Source organism: Polaribacter sp. AHE13PA (assembly GCF_019278505.1).
In the GTDB taxonomy this organism is placed as follows: Bacteria; Bacteroidota; Bacteroidia; order Flavobacteriales; family Flavobacteriaceae; genus Polaribacter.
This window is the reverse complement of sequence record NZ_CP058985.1, coordinates 1,537,363-1,552,955: the sequence shown is the minus strand read 5'-3', so window position 1 is coordinate 1,552,955 and position 15,593 is coordinate 1,537,363. Positions and strand designations below refer to the sequence as shown.

The window sequence follows — 15,593 nt, the reverse complement described above, 5'->3', positions numbered from 1 at the left end:
TAATTATTAGGAATAAAAAAATCCGTTTAGAATTTCTAAACGGATTTTTATTTATTAAAGGACCTGTTCTAAAAGGTTCTTTTTATTTATTTACCAATACCCATTCTCCTTTTTCTAATAAAGGAATCGCTTGCTTAAACTTAACCGCTTTTTCTTCTCCGCTCATTACATTTTTAATAGTAACACGCTCATTTCTTCCAACTTTAGGTTGTTCACGAACTATGGTTTCAACAGGTTCAGATTGTTTTTGACGAGAGCTTTCTATAGCTTGCTCTGTAGAGTTTTGAACATCTGCTTTAGATGTATTTAAACTTTCTCTTTTTTGTTGACGCGCTTCTGAAATTTGATTTGCATCTTGACTAGGAAGCTCTCCTTTAAATAAGAAAGATAAAACCTCTCTATTTATTTCATCAACGGTAGTTTTAAACAATTCAAAAGCCTCAAACTTATAGATTAATAAAGGATCTTTTTGCTCATAAGATGCATTCTGAACAGATTGTTTTAAATCGTCCATTTTACGTAAATGATCTTTCCAGTTCTCATCTATAATTGCTAACGTAATATTTTTCTCGAAATCTGTAATTAAACTTTTTCCATCACTTTCATAAGCATCTTTTAAGTTGGTTACAACTTGTAAAGATTTAGTTCCGTCTGTAAAAGGAACTACAATTCTCTCATAACGATCACCTTCATTTTCAAAAACATCTTTAATTACAGGAAACGCTAAAACGGCATTTCTTTCAATTTTGTTTTTGTAATGTTCAGTAACAAGATCATATAATTTGTCTGTGATTTCTTTTTGTGAAAGTTTATCAAATTCTTCTTCTGTAAAAGGAGAAGTCATTGATGAAAATTTAATCAATTCAAATTCAAAATTATGAAAATTCTTAGCAGCTTTATTTGTATTTGTAATAGATTCGCAAGTGTCATAAATCATGTTTGCAATATCTACTTGTAAATGTTTACCATCTAATGCATGACGTCTTCTTTTATAAACAAACTCACGTTGAGCGTTCATAATATCATCATATTCTAATAAACGCTTACGAATACCAAAGTTGTTTTCTTCTACTTTCTTTTGTGCTCTTTCAATAGATTTGGTAATCATAGAATGCTGAATTACTTCACCTTCTTTTAAGCCCATTCTATCCATCATTTTGGCAATTCTATCAGAACCAAAAAGACGCATTAAATTGTCATCTAAAGCAACGTAAAATTGAGTAGACCCAACATCACCTTGTCTTCCTGCACGTCCACGTAATTGTCTATCTACACGTCTAGAATCATGACGTTCTGTACCAATAATAGCTAAACCACCTGCATCTTTTACTTCTTTAGATAATTTAATATCGGTACCACGACCAGCCATGTTTGTTGCAATGGTTACAATACCAGGTTTACCAGCTTGGGCAACAACATCTGCTTCTCTTTTGTGTAATTTTGCATTTAAAATATTATGAGGAATCTTACGCATTTGTAACATTCTACCTAATAACTCTGAAATCTCTACAGAAGTTGTACCAACTAAAACAGGTCTATTTTGTTCTACTAATTTTACAATATCTTCAATTACTGCATTGTATTTCTCACGTGCAGTTTTGTAGATTAAATCTTCTTTATCATCCCTTTGGATAGGTCTGTTTGTAGGGATTTCTACAACATCTAATTTATATATTTCCCATAACTCACCAGCTTCTGTAATTGCTGTACCTGTCATACCAGACAGTTTTCTGTACATTCTAAAGTAGTTCTGTAAAGTTACGGTAGCAAAAGTTTGAGTAGCATCTTCAATTTTTACATTTTCTTTTGCTTCAATTGCTTGGTGTAATCCGTCTGAATAACGACGACCGTCCATGATACGACCTGTCTGTTCATCAACAATCATTACTTTATTGTCCATAACAACATACTCAACATCTTTTTCAAAAACAGTGTATGCTTTTAATAGTTGATTCATTGTATGAATACGCTCACTTTTTATGCTAAAGTCTTTGTATAACTCTTCTTTTTGAGCAGTTTTTTCTTCTTTACTACTTTCAGAATTATCTATTTCACCAATTTTAACTCCGATGTCTGGTAACACAAAGAAGTTTTCATTTGCAGTTTTTTCTGATAAATCTGCAATTCCTTTGTCTGTTAAATCAATTTGATTATTTTTTTCTTCAACAACAAACCATAAGTCTTCATCTACTTGTGGCATTAACTTGTTGTTATCTTGCATGTAGTAGTTTTCTGTTTTCTGCAAGATTTGTTTATTTCCCTCTTGAGATAAAAACTTAATTAATGCTTTGTTTTTAGGTAATCCTCTGTAAACTCTTAATAATAAGAATCCACCATCTTTATCATTGCCGTCTGCAATTATTTTTTTGGCTTCAGCAAAAACACTTACCAAATGATTTTTTTGTTTAGTAACTATTTCAGAAACTAAAGGTTTTAATTCGTTAAATTCATGTCTGTCTCCTTGAGGTACTGGTCCAGAAATAATTAAAGGAGTTCTAGCATCATCAATTAAAACAGAATCTACTTCATCAATAATAGCGTAGTTAGGAGCTCTTTGTACTAAATCGTCTTTAGAGCTAGCCATATTATCACGTAAATAATCGAAACCAAATTCGTTATTTGTACCGTAAGTAATGTCAGCGTTGTAGGCTTTTCTACGTGCATCAGAATTTGGTTGATGATAATCGATACAATCTGTTGTAAAACCATGAAACTCAAAAATGGGTCCCATCCACGCTTTATCACGTTTTGCTAAATAATCATTTACGGTTACTAAATGAACTCCGTTACCAGTTAATGCATTTAAATAAACAGGTAGGGTAGAAACTAATGTTTTTCCCTCACCAGTCATCATTTCAGCAACTTTACCTTGGTGTAAAACGGATCCACCAATTAATTGAACATCATAATGAACCATGTCCCAAGTAACAGCTTTACCCGATGCATCCCAAGAGTTTGCCCAAAAAGCTTTATCACCTTCTAAAGTAACGTTATCTCTTTCTGCAGATAATTCTCTATCAAAAGCAGAAGCTGTAACTTCTACTTGTTCATTTTCTACAAAGCGTTTTGCAGTTTCTTTTACAACAGCAAAAGCTTCTGGCATAATTTTAAGTAAAGTTTCTTCAGAAACTTTATATGCATCATCTTTTAGGGTATCTATTTCAGTATAAATATCTTCTTGACGATCTATATTTGCTGTCTTAGCTTCTTCTTCTAATTCAGTAATTTTAGTATCAAATTCTTTTGTAGCGATTTTTATTCTTTCTTTAAACTCAATGGTTTTTGCCCTTAAAGCATCATTAGAAAGTTTAGAAAATTCTATCTCGAATTTTTTTACATTTTCAACAACTGGTTGTAAAATTTTTAAATCTTTTTCTTGTTTATCACCAACAAAAAGTTTGATTACTGAATTTAAAATATTCATTTATTATGTTATTTTCAGTTAAATTAATAACTGCATTATAGTTCCGTATCAGGTTTTTTAAAAGCCTGAAAAATAGTTTCCTAGGTTGTAAGAAAACAAAAAAAAAGCCTCTTTAGAGACTTTTTATATTTAATTATTATGTTTAGTATTCATCCTCATTCCAAAGATAATCATCTTCGGTAGGATAATCTGGCCAAATTTCAACAATTGAGTCATACGCATCACCTTCATCTTCTATATCCTGTAGGTTTTCTACTACTTCTAAAGGAGATCCAGTTCTAATAGCGTAATCTATTAATTCGTCTTTGGTTGCTGGCCAAGGCGCATCTGCTAAATAAGATGCTAATTCTAATGTCCAATACATTTCTTAATGTTTAATTTTGTGCAAAAATAATTTTTTTACTGAATTATACAAGTCTTTTTTAAGAAATATATAGAGAAGTTATTCTTTCAATTTGTTAATATCTTAAAATTAATGCTTTAAGGATGAAATAAAATGAAAAACTTCTTTAAATCGATAAAAAAAGAACGTGTTAATTTTTTGTAGGAATCCATTTGATTTCGGCTACTGATAAGTCTTTGGACAACTTTCGTGCCAACGTAAAAAGGTAGTCAGAAAGTCGGTTTAAGTATTTTAGTATGTCAATATTAATGTTTTCTTGATCATTTAGTTCTACAACTAAGCGTTCTGCCCGTCTGCAAATGCATCTTGCAATATGACAAAATGACACAGATTGATGTCCGCCAGGAAGAATAAAATGAGTCATTTGAGGAAGCTCTAAATCCATTTTATCAATTTCTTCTTCTAAAAACAGAATAGAAGCATTATCAATTTTTGGAATGTTAAGTCTTTCTTTTCCATTTTTTAAAGTTTCTTTTTCAGGCGGTGTTGCTAACATAGCACCCAAAGTAAATAATTCATTTTGAATTTTTAATAAAGAATCTTTTATAGGTATACTTATGTCTTGATCTTTTATTAATCCAATATAAGAATTTAGTTCGTCTACATTACCATAACTTTCTATACGTAAATTGTATTTTTTTACTCTAGTACCTCCAAAAAGAGCAGTTGTACCAGCGTCACCAGTTTTTGTATATATTTTCATAATATTAGTCGCGGTTTTTATTAAATCAAAGTTACAAAGTTTAAAAAGAGTGCTGTTTAAAATTAACACGATTTAACACTTTTAAAAAATTAGACTCTTATTTTAAAATGTTCTTTTTCTTGTTCTTTTCTAAAGAAAACAATTCCCCAGTAAAAAACATCAACGGTAACGGTTACTTTTTTGTGATTTTTAATTTCTGTCCAGGCTTCTTTCATTTCGTTACTCCAATAAATATCATCAAAAATCCATACTGAATTATTAGTAACCGTATCTAAACAAGTATTAAAATAATGTAAGGTGTCTTTTTTTGTATGATTCCCATCAAAATATATACAATCGAATTCTTGGTTTTTAATAGCTAAAGGTAACGTTTCTTTAAAATCACCTGTAATTATTTGAATGTCTTTGTAATTGTTATTAGAGAATAAATGATCTGCAACTTTACTGGTTTCTGGGCAACCTTCTAATGTTGTAATATTTGTTTTATTGTTTCCAATTTTAATTGCTGATGTACCTAAACCTAAAGAAGTACCAATTTCTAATAAATTATCAGGTTTAAAATATTGAATTAAACGAATTAATAATTTAGCTTTTTTGTTTGATAAACCTGCAATTTTTGCAATTTTAGAAACTTGACGTTCATTATTTTTAAAAACTTTAGATCCTGCACCAAAATCTGTGACTTTTATCAAACTTTTGTTGTCTAATGATTGTTGTTTTGTTTTAGAAAATAATTTCACTAATATTGGGTCTGTTTTTTTATAAAAACATTTGGTTATTAAATCATACACAAAAGGGGAGTGGACCCCATGTTGATTAGAAGATTTTACGAGAAATTTTAAATATTTTGTTATCAAATAAATCATTTTTATATAAAAAACGAAAGTAAAATAAAATTATAGTAAACCACTTTTAAAAAGTATATTTGTGCATATTTATGATTAAAATTACAATGAGAAACCATTTTTTACTGCTCTTATTTATTCCTTTTCTTTTTTCGTGTATACCAGCTAAGGATATAATTTACCTTCAAGGAGAGCCAATTGCAAAAAAAGAAATTAAAAGAATTAATAACATTCCTTACAAGTTACAGGTTGATGATATCTTAAATATAGATATAAAATCTAATGATGAGACCTTAGTATCTGTTTTTAAGAAACAATCTACAGGAAATGCAGGAGGTGCTGCAGCTGGTCTTAGTGAAGGAGCATCTTATTTTTCTGGATACAGTATAGATAGTTACGGAAACATTAGAATGCCAACTTTAGGTGAAATTAATGTTTTAGGATATACAGTGCTGGAGGTTCGGAAAAAAATAGAAAATGAATTAAAAAAATTCATTAAAACCCAAGAAGAACTTTTTGTTTCAGTAAAATTGGCTGGTATTAAATATACCGTTATTGGAGAAATAGGAAGTCCTGGGCCTAATGTTATATTTCAAAATAAGCTTTCAATTATAGATGCCATTTCTAGTTCTGGAGATATTACTGCTGTTGGAAATAGAAAAAAAGTTGAAATTATTAGAAACTCAATTACGGGAACAGAAAAATTTACAATTGATTTAACACAAATAAGTGCTTTTGATTCTGATGTTTTTTATGTTAAACCAAATGATATTATAAATGTTATTCCATTGAAACAAAAAACATGGGGAACAGGTACTACTGGTCTTGGAGCACTCACAACAATTGTTTCGTTATTTACATTGATAAGTACTACTTTTATTTTAGCAAGAAATTTATAGGGATTTATGGATAATTTAAATAAACTAAATAATAGTACTATTCAAGCTAATGTTGATGTTAAAGGGTATGTTTTTAAGGTTTTATCTTATTGGAAACTTTTTTTTGTAACTATTATTATTGCCTTGATAGTTGCCAAATTTATGAATGATTATAAAACAAAAATTTATAATCTAAATACCGTAATATCTGTAAAAGAAGAAAACAATCCATTGTTTTCTACAGGAACAAACATAGCATTTAATTGGGGAGGAGCAAGTGATGCCGTAGAAACTATAAAAGTAGTTTTAACTTCTAGAACACATAATGAAAAGGTAGTTAGAAAATTAAATTTCTTCATAAACTATTTAAAAGAAGGCAGGTATAGGTTAGTGGATGTTTATGGTTACACTCCGTTTGTGGTAGATTTAGATACTAGTAAACCTCAATTATATGGACAACTTATACAAGTAGAAATTACAGGTGAAGATACTTATAAATTATCTTTTGATCTTAAAGAGAATACTTCAAATGCTTTAATTACCTATGATACAAATACAACAAGTGTTCACAATTTTTCCTCTCCACTTTTTTCTAAAGAGTATAAAATTGATGAACAGATAAATACTGAATTTTTAAATTTTTCATTGCAAAAAACCAAAAAGTTTACTGTTGGTGAAAAATTTTATATTCAATTTGTAAGTTTTGATGGAACTGTAGGTAGTAATAAATCTATTGGTGTTGAAGGTATAGCTAATGGAGCTTCTATGCTTAGATTGTCTAAAGGAGGTACAAATAAAAATAGAATTGTAGACTACTTAAATGCAACGGTTGTTATTCTTGATGAAGATAAGCAAGAACAAAAAATTCTTTATGCTAAAAAGACGAAAGATTATATAGAGCTTTTGTTTACACAATTAGAAGATAGTTTACAGCGAATAGAAAAGGAATTAGGGGTTTTTAAGGAAAAAAATAATATTTACAATTTATCTGAAGAAGGTAGTCTTGTTTTTAATGAAACTATTGAGATAGATCAAGAGAAAAAAAATGTTTTAGAGCTTAATGAATATCTTAATAATTTAAGAAGTTATTTACTTTCTCACGATACCTATGGGGAAAATATTCCTGTTCCTGCTTTAATAGCTGTTCAAGATGGGAAGATTTCTGGTGAAATATCTACACTTATACAATTATCTAGTTTAAGAGAAAAATTAAGAGGTTCTGTAACAGATAACCATCCACAGGTTATTAAGTTGAGTAATGACATTAATATTTCTAAAACTAATTTATTAGAAAATATATCCACTTTAAAAGTTGTTAATCAAAATAAAATTAACAAATTAAATGCTGAATTAGCTACTTATAAAAGCAAACTTAAAAAATTACCTAAAACAGAACAAGGTTTATTAAAGTTTGAAAAAAACTATCAAATTTCAGAAGCAAATTATAATTATTTGAAGCAAAAAAGTTACGAAGCAGGTTCTGCAATTGCTGCAAATGTATCTGATGTTAAAATTATAGATACGGCTAAAGACTTAGGTAATGGTCCTGTATACCCAATACCAAGTTTTAATTATTTAGTTGGTTTAATGTTGGGAATTGTTTTTCCTTTATTTTATATTATTACTAGAGAGGTTTTAGATAATAAAATTCACACAGCAGAGGATATTCAAAATAACTATGCAATTCCTGTTTTAGGTGTTGTAGGTAAAAACCATGGAAATAATAATCTAGCGGTTTTTAATAAGCCAAAATCCTCAGTTTCAGAATCCTTCAGAGCGCTTAGGTCTAATATTCAATTTTTATTTAAAAATACAGATTCAGATAAATCCAAAACATTGGTTTTAACTTCTTCAGTAAGTGGTGAAGGGAAAACAATGATTTCTATAAATATGGCAACTGTTTTTGCTTTAAGCGGAAAGAAAACAGTTTTAGTAGGTTTAGATTTAAGAAAACCTAAAATTTATGATGATTTTGATTTAACCAATGATGTTGGTGTGGTAAACCACTTAATCAAGCAAAAGACATTAGATGAAATTATAATTAAGACTAAAGTGCCAAACTTAGATCTTATTTTGTCTGGACCAATACCTCCAAATCCTTCTGAATTATTATTGAATGAAACAGCAGACAAGATGATTAAAGACCTTCAAGAAAGATATGATTATGTTATTATTGATACGCCGCCTGTTGGTTTAGTTTCTGATGCATTAGAATTGTTTAAATATGGAGATGCTATTATTTATGTTATACGTCAGGATTACTCCGAAAAGGGAATGATGAGAATGATAGATGATAAGTATAAAAATAAAGAGGTAACCAATATTAGTTATGTTTTAAACGACTTTTCTATAAAGAATAAATACGGTTACGGTTACGGCTATGGTTATGGCTACGGTTACGGCTATGGTTATGGAAAATACGGTAATGGTTATCATGAGGATGAAGATAATAAAGGCTTCTTCTCTAGAATATCTAGTTTATTTAAAAAGAATTAAAAATTAAAAAAGCATCGTTAATTCGATGCTTTTTTAGTTATATAAAAACTGAGGAAAAATTTCAGTTTTTTAGAGGGAATTTAATAAGCTGTTTTATCTTGCTTTTCTGCCCATTTATTAAAAGGCTCTAGTGCAATCTCTCTTCCTATTTGCTCAAACGGAATGCTTCTTTTCTCGTAAGGTAAAGGAATTTCTTTGTAGATAAATTCATCGTCAAAGCCAATATTTGCAGCATCTTGCTGATTACTTCCGTAAAAAACTTTGTCTGGTCTTGCCCAGTAAATCGCACCTAAGCACATAGGGCAAGGTTCGCAAGAAGTATATATAATACAACCGTCTAACTGAAAAGAACCAATATTTTTACAAGCATCTCTTATTGCAGTAACTTCTGCGTGTGCAGTTGGATCATTGGTAGATGTTACTTTGTTATTTCCGCGACCAATTACTTCTCCGTCTTTTACAACGATACACCCAAAAGGCCCCCCTTCGTTATTATTCATTCCTTTTAAAGCTGCTTTTACAGCTTCGCTCATAAATTCTTCGTGTTTGTTCATCTTCATTTTCTTTTATTATGATTTACTTTGTTTAGCCAAAAAAAGCTGCATAAGGTATGCAGCTTTTAGAGAATGTAAAATTAATATTTTTATTTTAAACCGCCAGTCATTTCTTCTGGTTTTACCCATTCGTCATATTGTTCTGGAGTTACATAGCCTAAACGAACAGCTTCTTCTTTTAAAGTTGTTCCGTTAGCATGCGCTGTATTTGCAATTTCTGCCGATTTATAATACCCAATTTTAGTATTTAAGGCAGTAACTAACATTAAAGAATTATTTACCAATTCTGTAATTCTAGCATGATTTGGTTCTATACCAGCAGCACAATGTTCATCAAAAGACTTACATACATCACCAATTAATTGAGCAGATTGTAAAACATTTGCAGCCATTACAGGTTTAAAAACATTTAATTCATAATGCCCTTGAGCACCACCAATTGTTACGGCAATGTCATTACCCATCACTTGAGCAGCAACCATTGTCATAGCTTCACACTGTGTTGGGTTTACTTTACCTGGCATAATAGAAGATCCAGGTTCGTTTGCAGGAATAATAATTTCTCCAATTCCAGATCTTGGTCCTGAAGCCATCATTCTAATATCGTTGGCAATTTTATTTAAAGAAACAGCAATTTGCTTTAAAGCTCCATGCGTTTCCACTAAAGCATCGTGTGCTGCTAAAGCTTCATATTTGTTTTCTGCTGTAATAAATGGCATTCCTGTAAATTGTGCAATATATTTTGCTACCAAAACATCATAACCTGCAGGTGTATTTAACCCTGTACCTACTGCGGTACCACCTAAAGCTAATTGAGATAAATGCTCTAATGTATTATTTAACGCTTTTAAACCGAAGTTTAATTGTGCAACGTAACCAGAAAACTCTTGACCTAAAGTAAGTGGAGTAGCATCCATTAAATGCGTTCTACCAATTTTTACTACATCTTTAAAAGCTTCTGTTTTTGCTTTTAAAGTATCTCTTAATTGCGTAATTCCAGGAATAGTAGTTTCTATAATTTTTTTGTAAGCAGCAATGTGCATACCAGTAGGAAATGTATCGTTAGATGATTGCGATTTGTTTACATCATCATTTGGCTGAATCACTTTTTCGCCTTCACCAATTACTTTTCCTGCAATTTCTTGCGCTCTATTAGCAATTACTTCATTCACATTCATGTTAGATTGTGTACCAGAACCTGTTTGCCAAATAACTAAAGGAAACTGATCATCTAATTTTCCTTCTAAAATTTCATCACAAACTTGTGCGATTAAATCTCTTTTTTCTTCTGTTAAAACACCTAATTCTGCATTTGTATATGCAGCTGCTTTTTTAAGATATGCAAAACCATAAACAATTTCTAATGGCATAGAACCAGAAGCACCTATTTTAAAGTTGTTTCTAGAGCGTTCTGTTTGTGCACCCCAATATTTGTCTGCAGGAACTTCTACGTTTCCCATAGTGTCTTTTTCGATTCTATATTTCATAATTATAATGTAAATTTTAGATACACAAATTTACAAAAAACTATGATTACATAAAGTTGATATTTATCATTTTTAGATAACTAAAAAAAATGTTTTTTTGATGCCTATCTTTTAAAAATAAATATTATTTTTGCATTAATAATTTTACAAAATATACAAATGTTAGATTTTTCAGAATTTTCAGGATTGGTTTTATTTATGTTTATTTTTACAGCTGGTTTTTGGTTGTTAATATTCTTATTAACATTTGTGGTTCCTTACTGGATTGGTGGAACTATCTGGGAAAATATGAAGTTAAAGAAAGAAGCTAAAAAAGCTGCGGAAGGTAAGTAGTCTTTTTAAACCATATAATTAAAAAAAACTCGTTCATTTATTTGAACGAGTTTTTTTTTGGCGTTACCACAAGGGGCGGGCTTTCTGTTACAAGTCCTCGTTTTTTACAAAGGTAAAAATCTGTGGGCTTTTCACTACAATCCCTAACGCGGGCAAACTTGCAAAAACTTGTTGTAGTAACAAATAATTAGCAAATATGCCCGCGTTAGGGATTGAAGCAATTGTTTGAGCTCTTTTTTCTTTTTTAGAAAAAAAGCGAGTGTGGAAAGCCTGTTAAAACGCCCAAATACTTTTAAAATTCATCTCCGCCACCATCATCTTCTCTATTTTCAGCTGGTTTTCTATCTTTTTGGTTTTTACTCTGATTAAATCTGTAGGTAAAAGTTAAAGACACCTGGCGCATTCTTCTTTGAAACGTTTGGTCTGTGATATTGGTTGGGTTTTCTCTACTTGGAGCGTACCCAACAACCTCGTACTTTCTAGAGTTAAAAAGATCACTAACATTAAGTACTAAGGTTCCTTTGTCTTTTAAAATATCTTTACTAAGTGCTATGTTTGTAGATAAAATACCTTCTCTCTCGCTTTGTGCATCGTTTTTTGGACCGTAATAAAAAACTCTTGTTTGAGATTGAATATCCCAAGGAAGTGTAATTTTAGCATCGAAACGTGTGAACCAAGAGTCGTTTTTTGTGTCGAAATTTTGAGTAATAGGTGTTAGGTTACCATTACTTGGGTCTGTAACGTTGTAAGTGTATTCTCCTTCTGTTTCGAATTGATAGTAGTTAAAGCTACCAGAGAAACGTACTTTTCTACTAGCATTATAATTTGCTGTAAATTCAAAACCAGATCTGTCTTCTGAAGCCAAATTAATTGGTTGTCTAATAATTACATTGGTTTCTTGTCCGTTTACAACTCTAACATCTTGACTGTTAACTCTCGAAATATTGTTTGTTGAATGTTGGTAATAAATAGAAGAGTTTAAAGTTAATTTACCCCAAGTATTTAAGTAACCTAAATCGAAAGAATTTGTATATGTAGGGTCTAGGTCTACGTTTCCTTTAGAAAAAATAACTTCACTTTCTCTACTTTCAAATGGGTTTAAATAGCGAGAGCTTGGTCTTCTTAACCTTTTACTATACCCTAAGGTAAAACTTTGATCATCATTTAATTCATATCCAAAGTTTACGGTTGGAAATAAATCTGTATAATTTTTATTGTAATTTTCATTGTTATTCAATAATTGAATATCAATGTTTGTAATTTCTGCTCTTAAACCTAATAAATAAGAAAACTTGTTAATTTTACTACCAAATTGTGTGTAAAAAGCATTTACATTTTGGGTGAATTCTAAGTTATTAGAAGGGTTGTATGCTGGGTCTAAATTAGGAGCGACAACTAGGTAATTTGATGATAAATCTTGGAAACTACCACGGTAACCTGCTTCAAATTGCGAGTTTTTACCAATTGGTAACACGTAATCTGCCTGCACTAAATTGTCTATAGAAAGTTCGTTTGTAGTGTTTGTTTCTGGGTTTATATCTATAATAATTGCATTCTCGTTTTCCTTACTAGCACTATGTTGTAAATCTAGCGTTAATTTATGTCCGTCTTCATTAAAATTATTTACATAATTTAAAGAAAACTGTAATGTTTTATCATCTTCTCCTTCAGTTTGAATACGTGTAGAGTTGTATAAATTGTTATCTAAAGCATCAAAAGAGCTAATGTTATTCTTAGAAATATCATTACCATCGGAGTCTCTTACAAATATAGTACCTGTAATAGAACTTTTTTTGTTTAAATAATATTCTAAACCAAAATTAGCATTAAAGCCTTTTCTACTTCGGTCATTATCTCTGTTTTCTACTCTAATACTATCTATATTTCCATTAGTTAGGTAAGTTATATCAGAATTATAAACACCAGGACCTGCATTATCGTTATATCCTAAATTAGTAAAGACATTTATTTTTTCGGTACGTAAATTTAAATTTACACCACCTTGATAATTTTTAGGATCTCCAACAGTAACGTTTACAGAACCATTTAAACCAGAAGATTTTCCTTTTCTTAAAATGATATTTAAAATCCCTGCAGTTCCTTCAGAATCGTATCTTGCAGATGGAGATGTAATTACTTCAACTCTTTCAATAGCATCAGAAGGTAATTGTTTTAAGGCATCTGCACCGCTTAAACCAACTAAAGCAGATGGTTTTCCGTCTATTAAAATACGTACGTTTTCACTACCTCTTAAACTAACAATTCCTTCGGGATCTACGTCTACAGAAGGTACATTGTCTAAAACATCAGAAGCGGTACCACCTTTAACCGTCATGTCTTTACCAACATTATATATTTTTTTATCTAAACGAATATCTACAGTAGATTTTTCGGCTATAACAACCACTTCATCTAAACTACTAGCATCTTCATATAGTTTAATAGTTCCTAAGTTTTTGTTTGATGAAATTTCTTGAACTGGAAATTTGATGGTTTTAAAAGAAATAAACTCTACACTTATTTCGTACGTTCCTTTTGGATTTTTAATATTAAAACTACCTGTTTGATCTGTAATTCCACCAGAAACTACTTGTGTTTCAGTGTTTTTTAAAACTACAGTAGCATATTCTAATGGTTGATTGGTGTTTGCATCTACAACTTTACCTGTAATAGAAATGGTTTCATTACTAGGCTTTTGAGCTAGCAAATAGGTTGATGTTAATAGGCAAAGTAATAAGAGTGTAATTTTCTTCATAATTGTCTTTGAATCTTGTTATTTTAAGACAGCAAAGTTCTCTCTAAGTTTAATTAGAAGTAGTTAAAGAAAAGTTAAACAAAACACAAAAAAGTTAAGGTTAAATTATTGATTTAATATTTTCTGGAGGTCTGCCAATAACTGCTTTGTTATTATTGATAACAATTGGGCGTTCTATTATCTTTGGGGATTCTATCATTGCCTTGATAATCTCCTTGTCTGATAATTCTTTCCCTTTGTAGTTTTCTTTCCATATTTTTTCTGTTTTTCTAACTAACTGAATAGGAGAGATGTCTAACATTTTAATAATTTCTGTTAGTTCTTTTTCTGATGGAATTTTTTCTAAATATTTTACAATTTCGAACTCTTTCTTAGAGTTTTCTATAATTTCTAAGCCTTGTCTAGATTTAGAACAACGTGGATTGTGATATATTTTAATCATCTGTATGTTTTTAGTTTTCTATTTGTTAGCAAACAAGTTTAGCCCTGATTGAAATGACATCCTTTTTTTATTTTTCTTAAAAAAAGATATAATGGAAAGCAGGAAACAGCTTCTAATAATTGTGTTTTAAATAGTTTAAAATCTAATCGCTTTTTTGTCCATTTAACATTAAATAAGACTTTAAAAACGGGTTTATATCTCCGTTCATTACATTGTCTACATTACCCGTTTCGTGACCAGTTCTTACATCTTTTACCAATTTATAAGGATGCATTACATAGTTTCTAATTTGGCTTCCCCATTCTGTTTTTAGCTTTCCAGATTCAATCTCGTCTCTTGTGGCTTGTTGTTTTTGCAATTCAATTTCATATAATTGAGATTTTAGCATTTTTAATGCGGTAGCTCTATTATCGTGCTGAGAACGTGAGTTAGAACAAGAAATCTGAATTCCGGTTGGTTTGTGTGTTAACTGAACTTTGGTTTCTACTTTGTTTACATTTTGTCCGCCAGCACCACTAGAACGCGCAGTTACAATTTCTATATCTGCCGGATTAATTTCTATTTCTATAGAATCATCGGCAACAGGAAAAACATAGACAGAGCCAAAGGTTGTATGACGTTTTCCATTAGAATCGAATGGTGAAATACGTACCAAACGATGCACGCCATTTTCTCCTTTTAGCCATCCAAAGGCATAATCGCCATCTACTTCTATGGTTATGGTTTTAATACCAGCTACATCACCTGCTTGGTAATTAAGTGTTTTTAATTTATAACCTTGTTTTTCTGCCCACATGGTATACATTCTGGACAACATTTCTACCCAATCGCAACTTTCTGTTCCACCTGCGCCTGCATTAATTTGTATGGTAGCAGATAATACATCTCCTTCGTCGGATAACATGTTTTTAAACTCTAAATCTTCTAAAAATGTACTTGCTTTTTCAAATTGTTCTACAACTTCTGCTTCTTCAATTTCACCTTCTTTGTAAAACTCGTATAAGACATTTACATCTTCACTTAAAGTGATGGATTTATGATAGTCTTCTACCCACTTTTTCTTTAATCGAAGCTCTTTCATAAAAACTTCTGCTTCTTTAGGGTTGTTCCAAAAATCTGGATCTACCGTTTTCTCTTCTTCATTGGCAATTTCAATCAGTTTTTTATCAATCTCTAAATAAGATTTTAACTTTTCAATTCTTTCGGCAATATCTTTAAGTTGTTCTTGTGTAATCATAAGTAGAACAAAAATAAATGAAATTTTAAGATTTCT

At 30.4% G+C, this 15,593-nt stretch carries 12 protein-coding genes; 3 read left to right on the top strand and 9 right to left on the bottom strand.

The window, feature by feature from the left end:
• Positions 1-82: 82 nt before the first annotated feature.
• The 4 genes from secA to H0I28_RS06800 form a co-directional block, all read right to left on the bottom strand.
• Positions 83-3,424 (bottom strand): preprotein translocase subunit SecA, encoded by a 3,342-nt coding sequence (secA, locus tag H0I28_RS06815; RefSeq protein ID WP_218761117.1) that lies wholly within the window; start codon positions 3,422-3,424, stop codon positions 83-85.
• A gap of 142 nt (positions 3,425-3,566) precedes the next feature.
• Positions 3,567-3,788, bottom strand: a complete 222-nt coding sequence (locus tag H0I28_RS06810; protein ID WP_065318236.1) for a DUF2795 domain-containing protein — start codon at positions 3,786-3,788, stop codon at positions 3,567-3,569.
• 169 nt (positions 3,789-3,957) lie between these two features.
• Positions 3,958-4,530, bottom strand: coding sequence for a cob(I)yrinic acid a,c-diamide adenosyltransferase (locus tag H0I28_RS06805; protein ID WP_218730797.1), 573 nt, complete (start codon positions 4,528-4,530; stop codon positions 3,958-3,960).
• Positions 4,531-4,619: 89 nt separating this feature from the next.
• Complete coding sequence (locus H0I28_RS06800; protein ID WP_218761115.1) at positions 4,620-5,396, bottom strand: O-methyltransferase; 777 nt, start codon at positions 5,394-5,396, stop codon at positions 4,620-4,622.
• A gap of 86 nt (positions 5,397-5,482) precedes the next feature.
• On the opposite strand from H0I28_RS06800, the gene H0I28_RS06795 reads away from it, so the two are divergent.
• Positions 5,483-6,274 carry a polysaccharide biosynthesis/export family protein gene (locus H0I28_RS06795; RefSeq protein WP_218761113.1) on the top strand — a complete coding sequence of 264 codons (792 nt, stop codon included), beginning with the start codon at positions 5,483-5,485 and terminating at the stop codon, positions 6,272-6,274.
• Positions 6,275-6,280: 6 nt separating this feature from the next.
• Positions 6,281-8,749, top strand: a complete 2,469-nt coding sequence (locus tag H0I28_RS06790; protein WP_218761111.1) for an exopolysaccharide transport family protein — start codon at positions 6,281-6,283, stop codon at positions 8,747-8,749.
• Between the two features lie 80 nt (positions 8,750-8,829).
• On the opposite strand, the gene H0I28_RS06785 is transcribed toward H0I28_RS06790, so the two are convergent.
• Both H0I28_RS06785 and fumC read right to left on the bottom strand, forming a co-directional pair.
• A complete protein-coding gene (locus H0I28_RS06785; RefSeq protein WP_165733465.1) occupies positions 8,830-9,303 on the bottom strand; it encodes a nucleoside deaminase in 474 nt (157 codons plus the stop codon).
• 89 nt (positions 9,304-9,392) lie between these two features.
• Positions 9,393-10,790 (bottom strand): class II fumarate hydratase, encoded by a 1,398-nt coding sequence (fumC, locus tag H0I28_RS06780; RefSeq protein ID WP_218761109.1) that lies wholly within the window; start codon positions 10,788-10,790, stop codon positions 9,393-9,395.
• 159 nt (positions 10,791-10,949) lie between these two features.
• On the opposite strand from fumC, the gene H0I28_RS06775 reads away from it, so the two are divergent.
• Positions 10,950-11,123, top strand: a complete 174-nt coding sequence (locus H0I28_RS06775) for a hypothetical protein (RefSeq protein ID WP_165733463.1) — start codon at positions 10,950-10,952, stop codon at positions 11,121-11,123.
• 292 nt (positions 11,124-11,415) lie between these two features.
• Here H0I28_RS06775 and H0I28_RS06770 read toward each other — a convergent pair whose 3' ends face one another.
• From H0I28_RS06770 to prfB, 3 genes are all read right to left on the bottom strand, one after another.
• Positions 11,416-13,878, bottom strand: a complete 2,463-nt coding sequence (locus tag H0I28_RS06770; RefSeq protein ID WP_218761108.1) for a TonB-dependent receptor — start codon at positions 13,876-13,878, stop codon at positions 11,416-11,418.
• Positions 13,879-13,978: 100 nt separating this feature from the next.
• Positions 13,979-14,320, bottom strand: a complete 342-nt coding sequence (gene arsC, locus H0I28_RS06765) for an arsenate reductase (glutaredoxin) (RefSeq protein ID WP_218761106.1) — start codon at positions 14,318-14,320, stop codon at positions 13,979-13,981.
• A 142-nt stretch (positions 14,321-14,462) separates the two neighbouring features.
• Positions 14,463-15,557 carry a peptide chain release factor 2 gene (prfB, locus tag H0I28_RS06760; protein WP_218730789.1) on the bottom strand — a complete coding sequence of 365 codons (1,095 nt, stop codon included), beginning with the start codon at positions 15,555-15,557 and terminating at the stop codon, positions 14,463-14,465.
• Between the last annotated feature and the right edge of the window lie 36 nt (positions 15,558-15,593).

Coding starts and splice junctions, on each gene's coding strand:
- secA (WP_218761117.1), bottom strand. CDS start 3,424: ATGAATATTTTAAATTCAGTAATCAAACTTTTTGTTGGTGATAAACAA.
- H0I28_RS06810 (WP_065318236.1), bottom strand. CDS start 3,788: ATGTATTGGACATTAGAATTAGCATCTTATTTAGCAGATGCGCCTTGG.
- H0I28_RS06805 (WP_218730797.1), bottom strand. CDS start 4,530: ATGAAAATATATACAAAAACTGGTGACGCTGGTACAACTGCTCTTTTT.
- H0I28_RS06800 (WP_218761115.1), bottom strand. CDS start 5,396: ATGATTTATTTGATAACAAAATATTTAAAATTTCTCGTAAAATCTTCT.
- H0I28_RS06795 (WP_218761113.1), top strand. CDS start 5,483: ATGAGAAACCATTTTTTACTGCTCTTATTTATTCCTTTTCTTTTTTCG.
- H0I28_RS06790 (WP_218761111.1), top strand. CDS start 6,281: ATGGATAATTTAAATAAACTAAATAATAGTACTATTCAAGCTAATGTT.
- H0I28_RS06785 (WP_165733465.1), bottom strand. CDS start 9,303: ATGAACAAACACGAAGAATTTATGAGCGAAGCTGTAAAAGCAGCTTTA.
- fumC (WP_218761109.1), bottom strand. CDS start 10,790: ATGAAATATAGAATCGAAAAAGACACTATGGGAAACGTAGAAGTTCCT.
- H0I28_RS06775 (WP_165733463.1), top strand. CDS start 10,950: ATGTTAGATTTTTCAGAATTTTCAGGATTGGTTTTATTTATGTTTATT.
- H0I28_RS06770 (WP_218761108.1), bottom strand. CDS start 13,878: ATGAAGAAAATTACACTCTTATTACTTTGCCTATTAACATCAACCTAT.
- arsC (WP_218761106.1), bottom strand. CDS start 14,320: ATGATTAAAATATATCACAATCCACGTTGTTCTAAATCTAGACAAGGC.
- prfB (WP_218730789.1), bottom strand. CDS start 15,557: ATGATTACACAAGAACAACTTAAAGATATTGCCGAAAGAATTGAAAAG.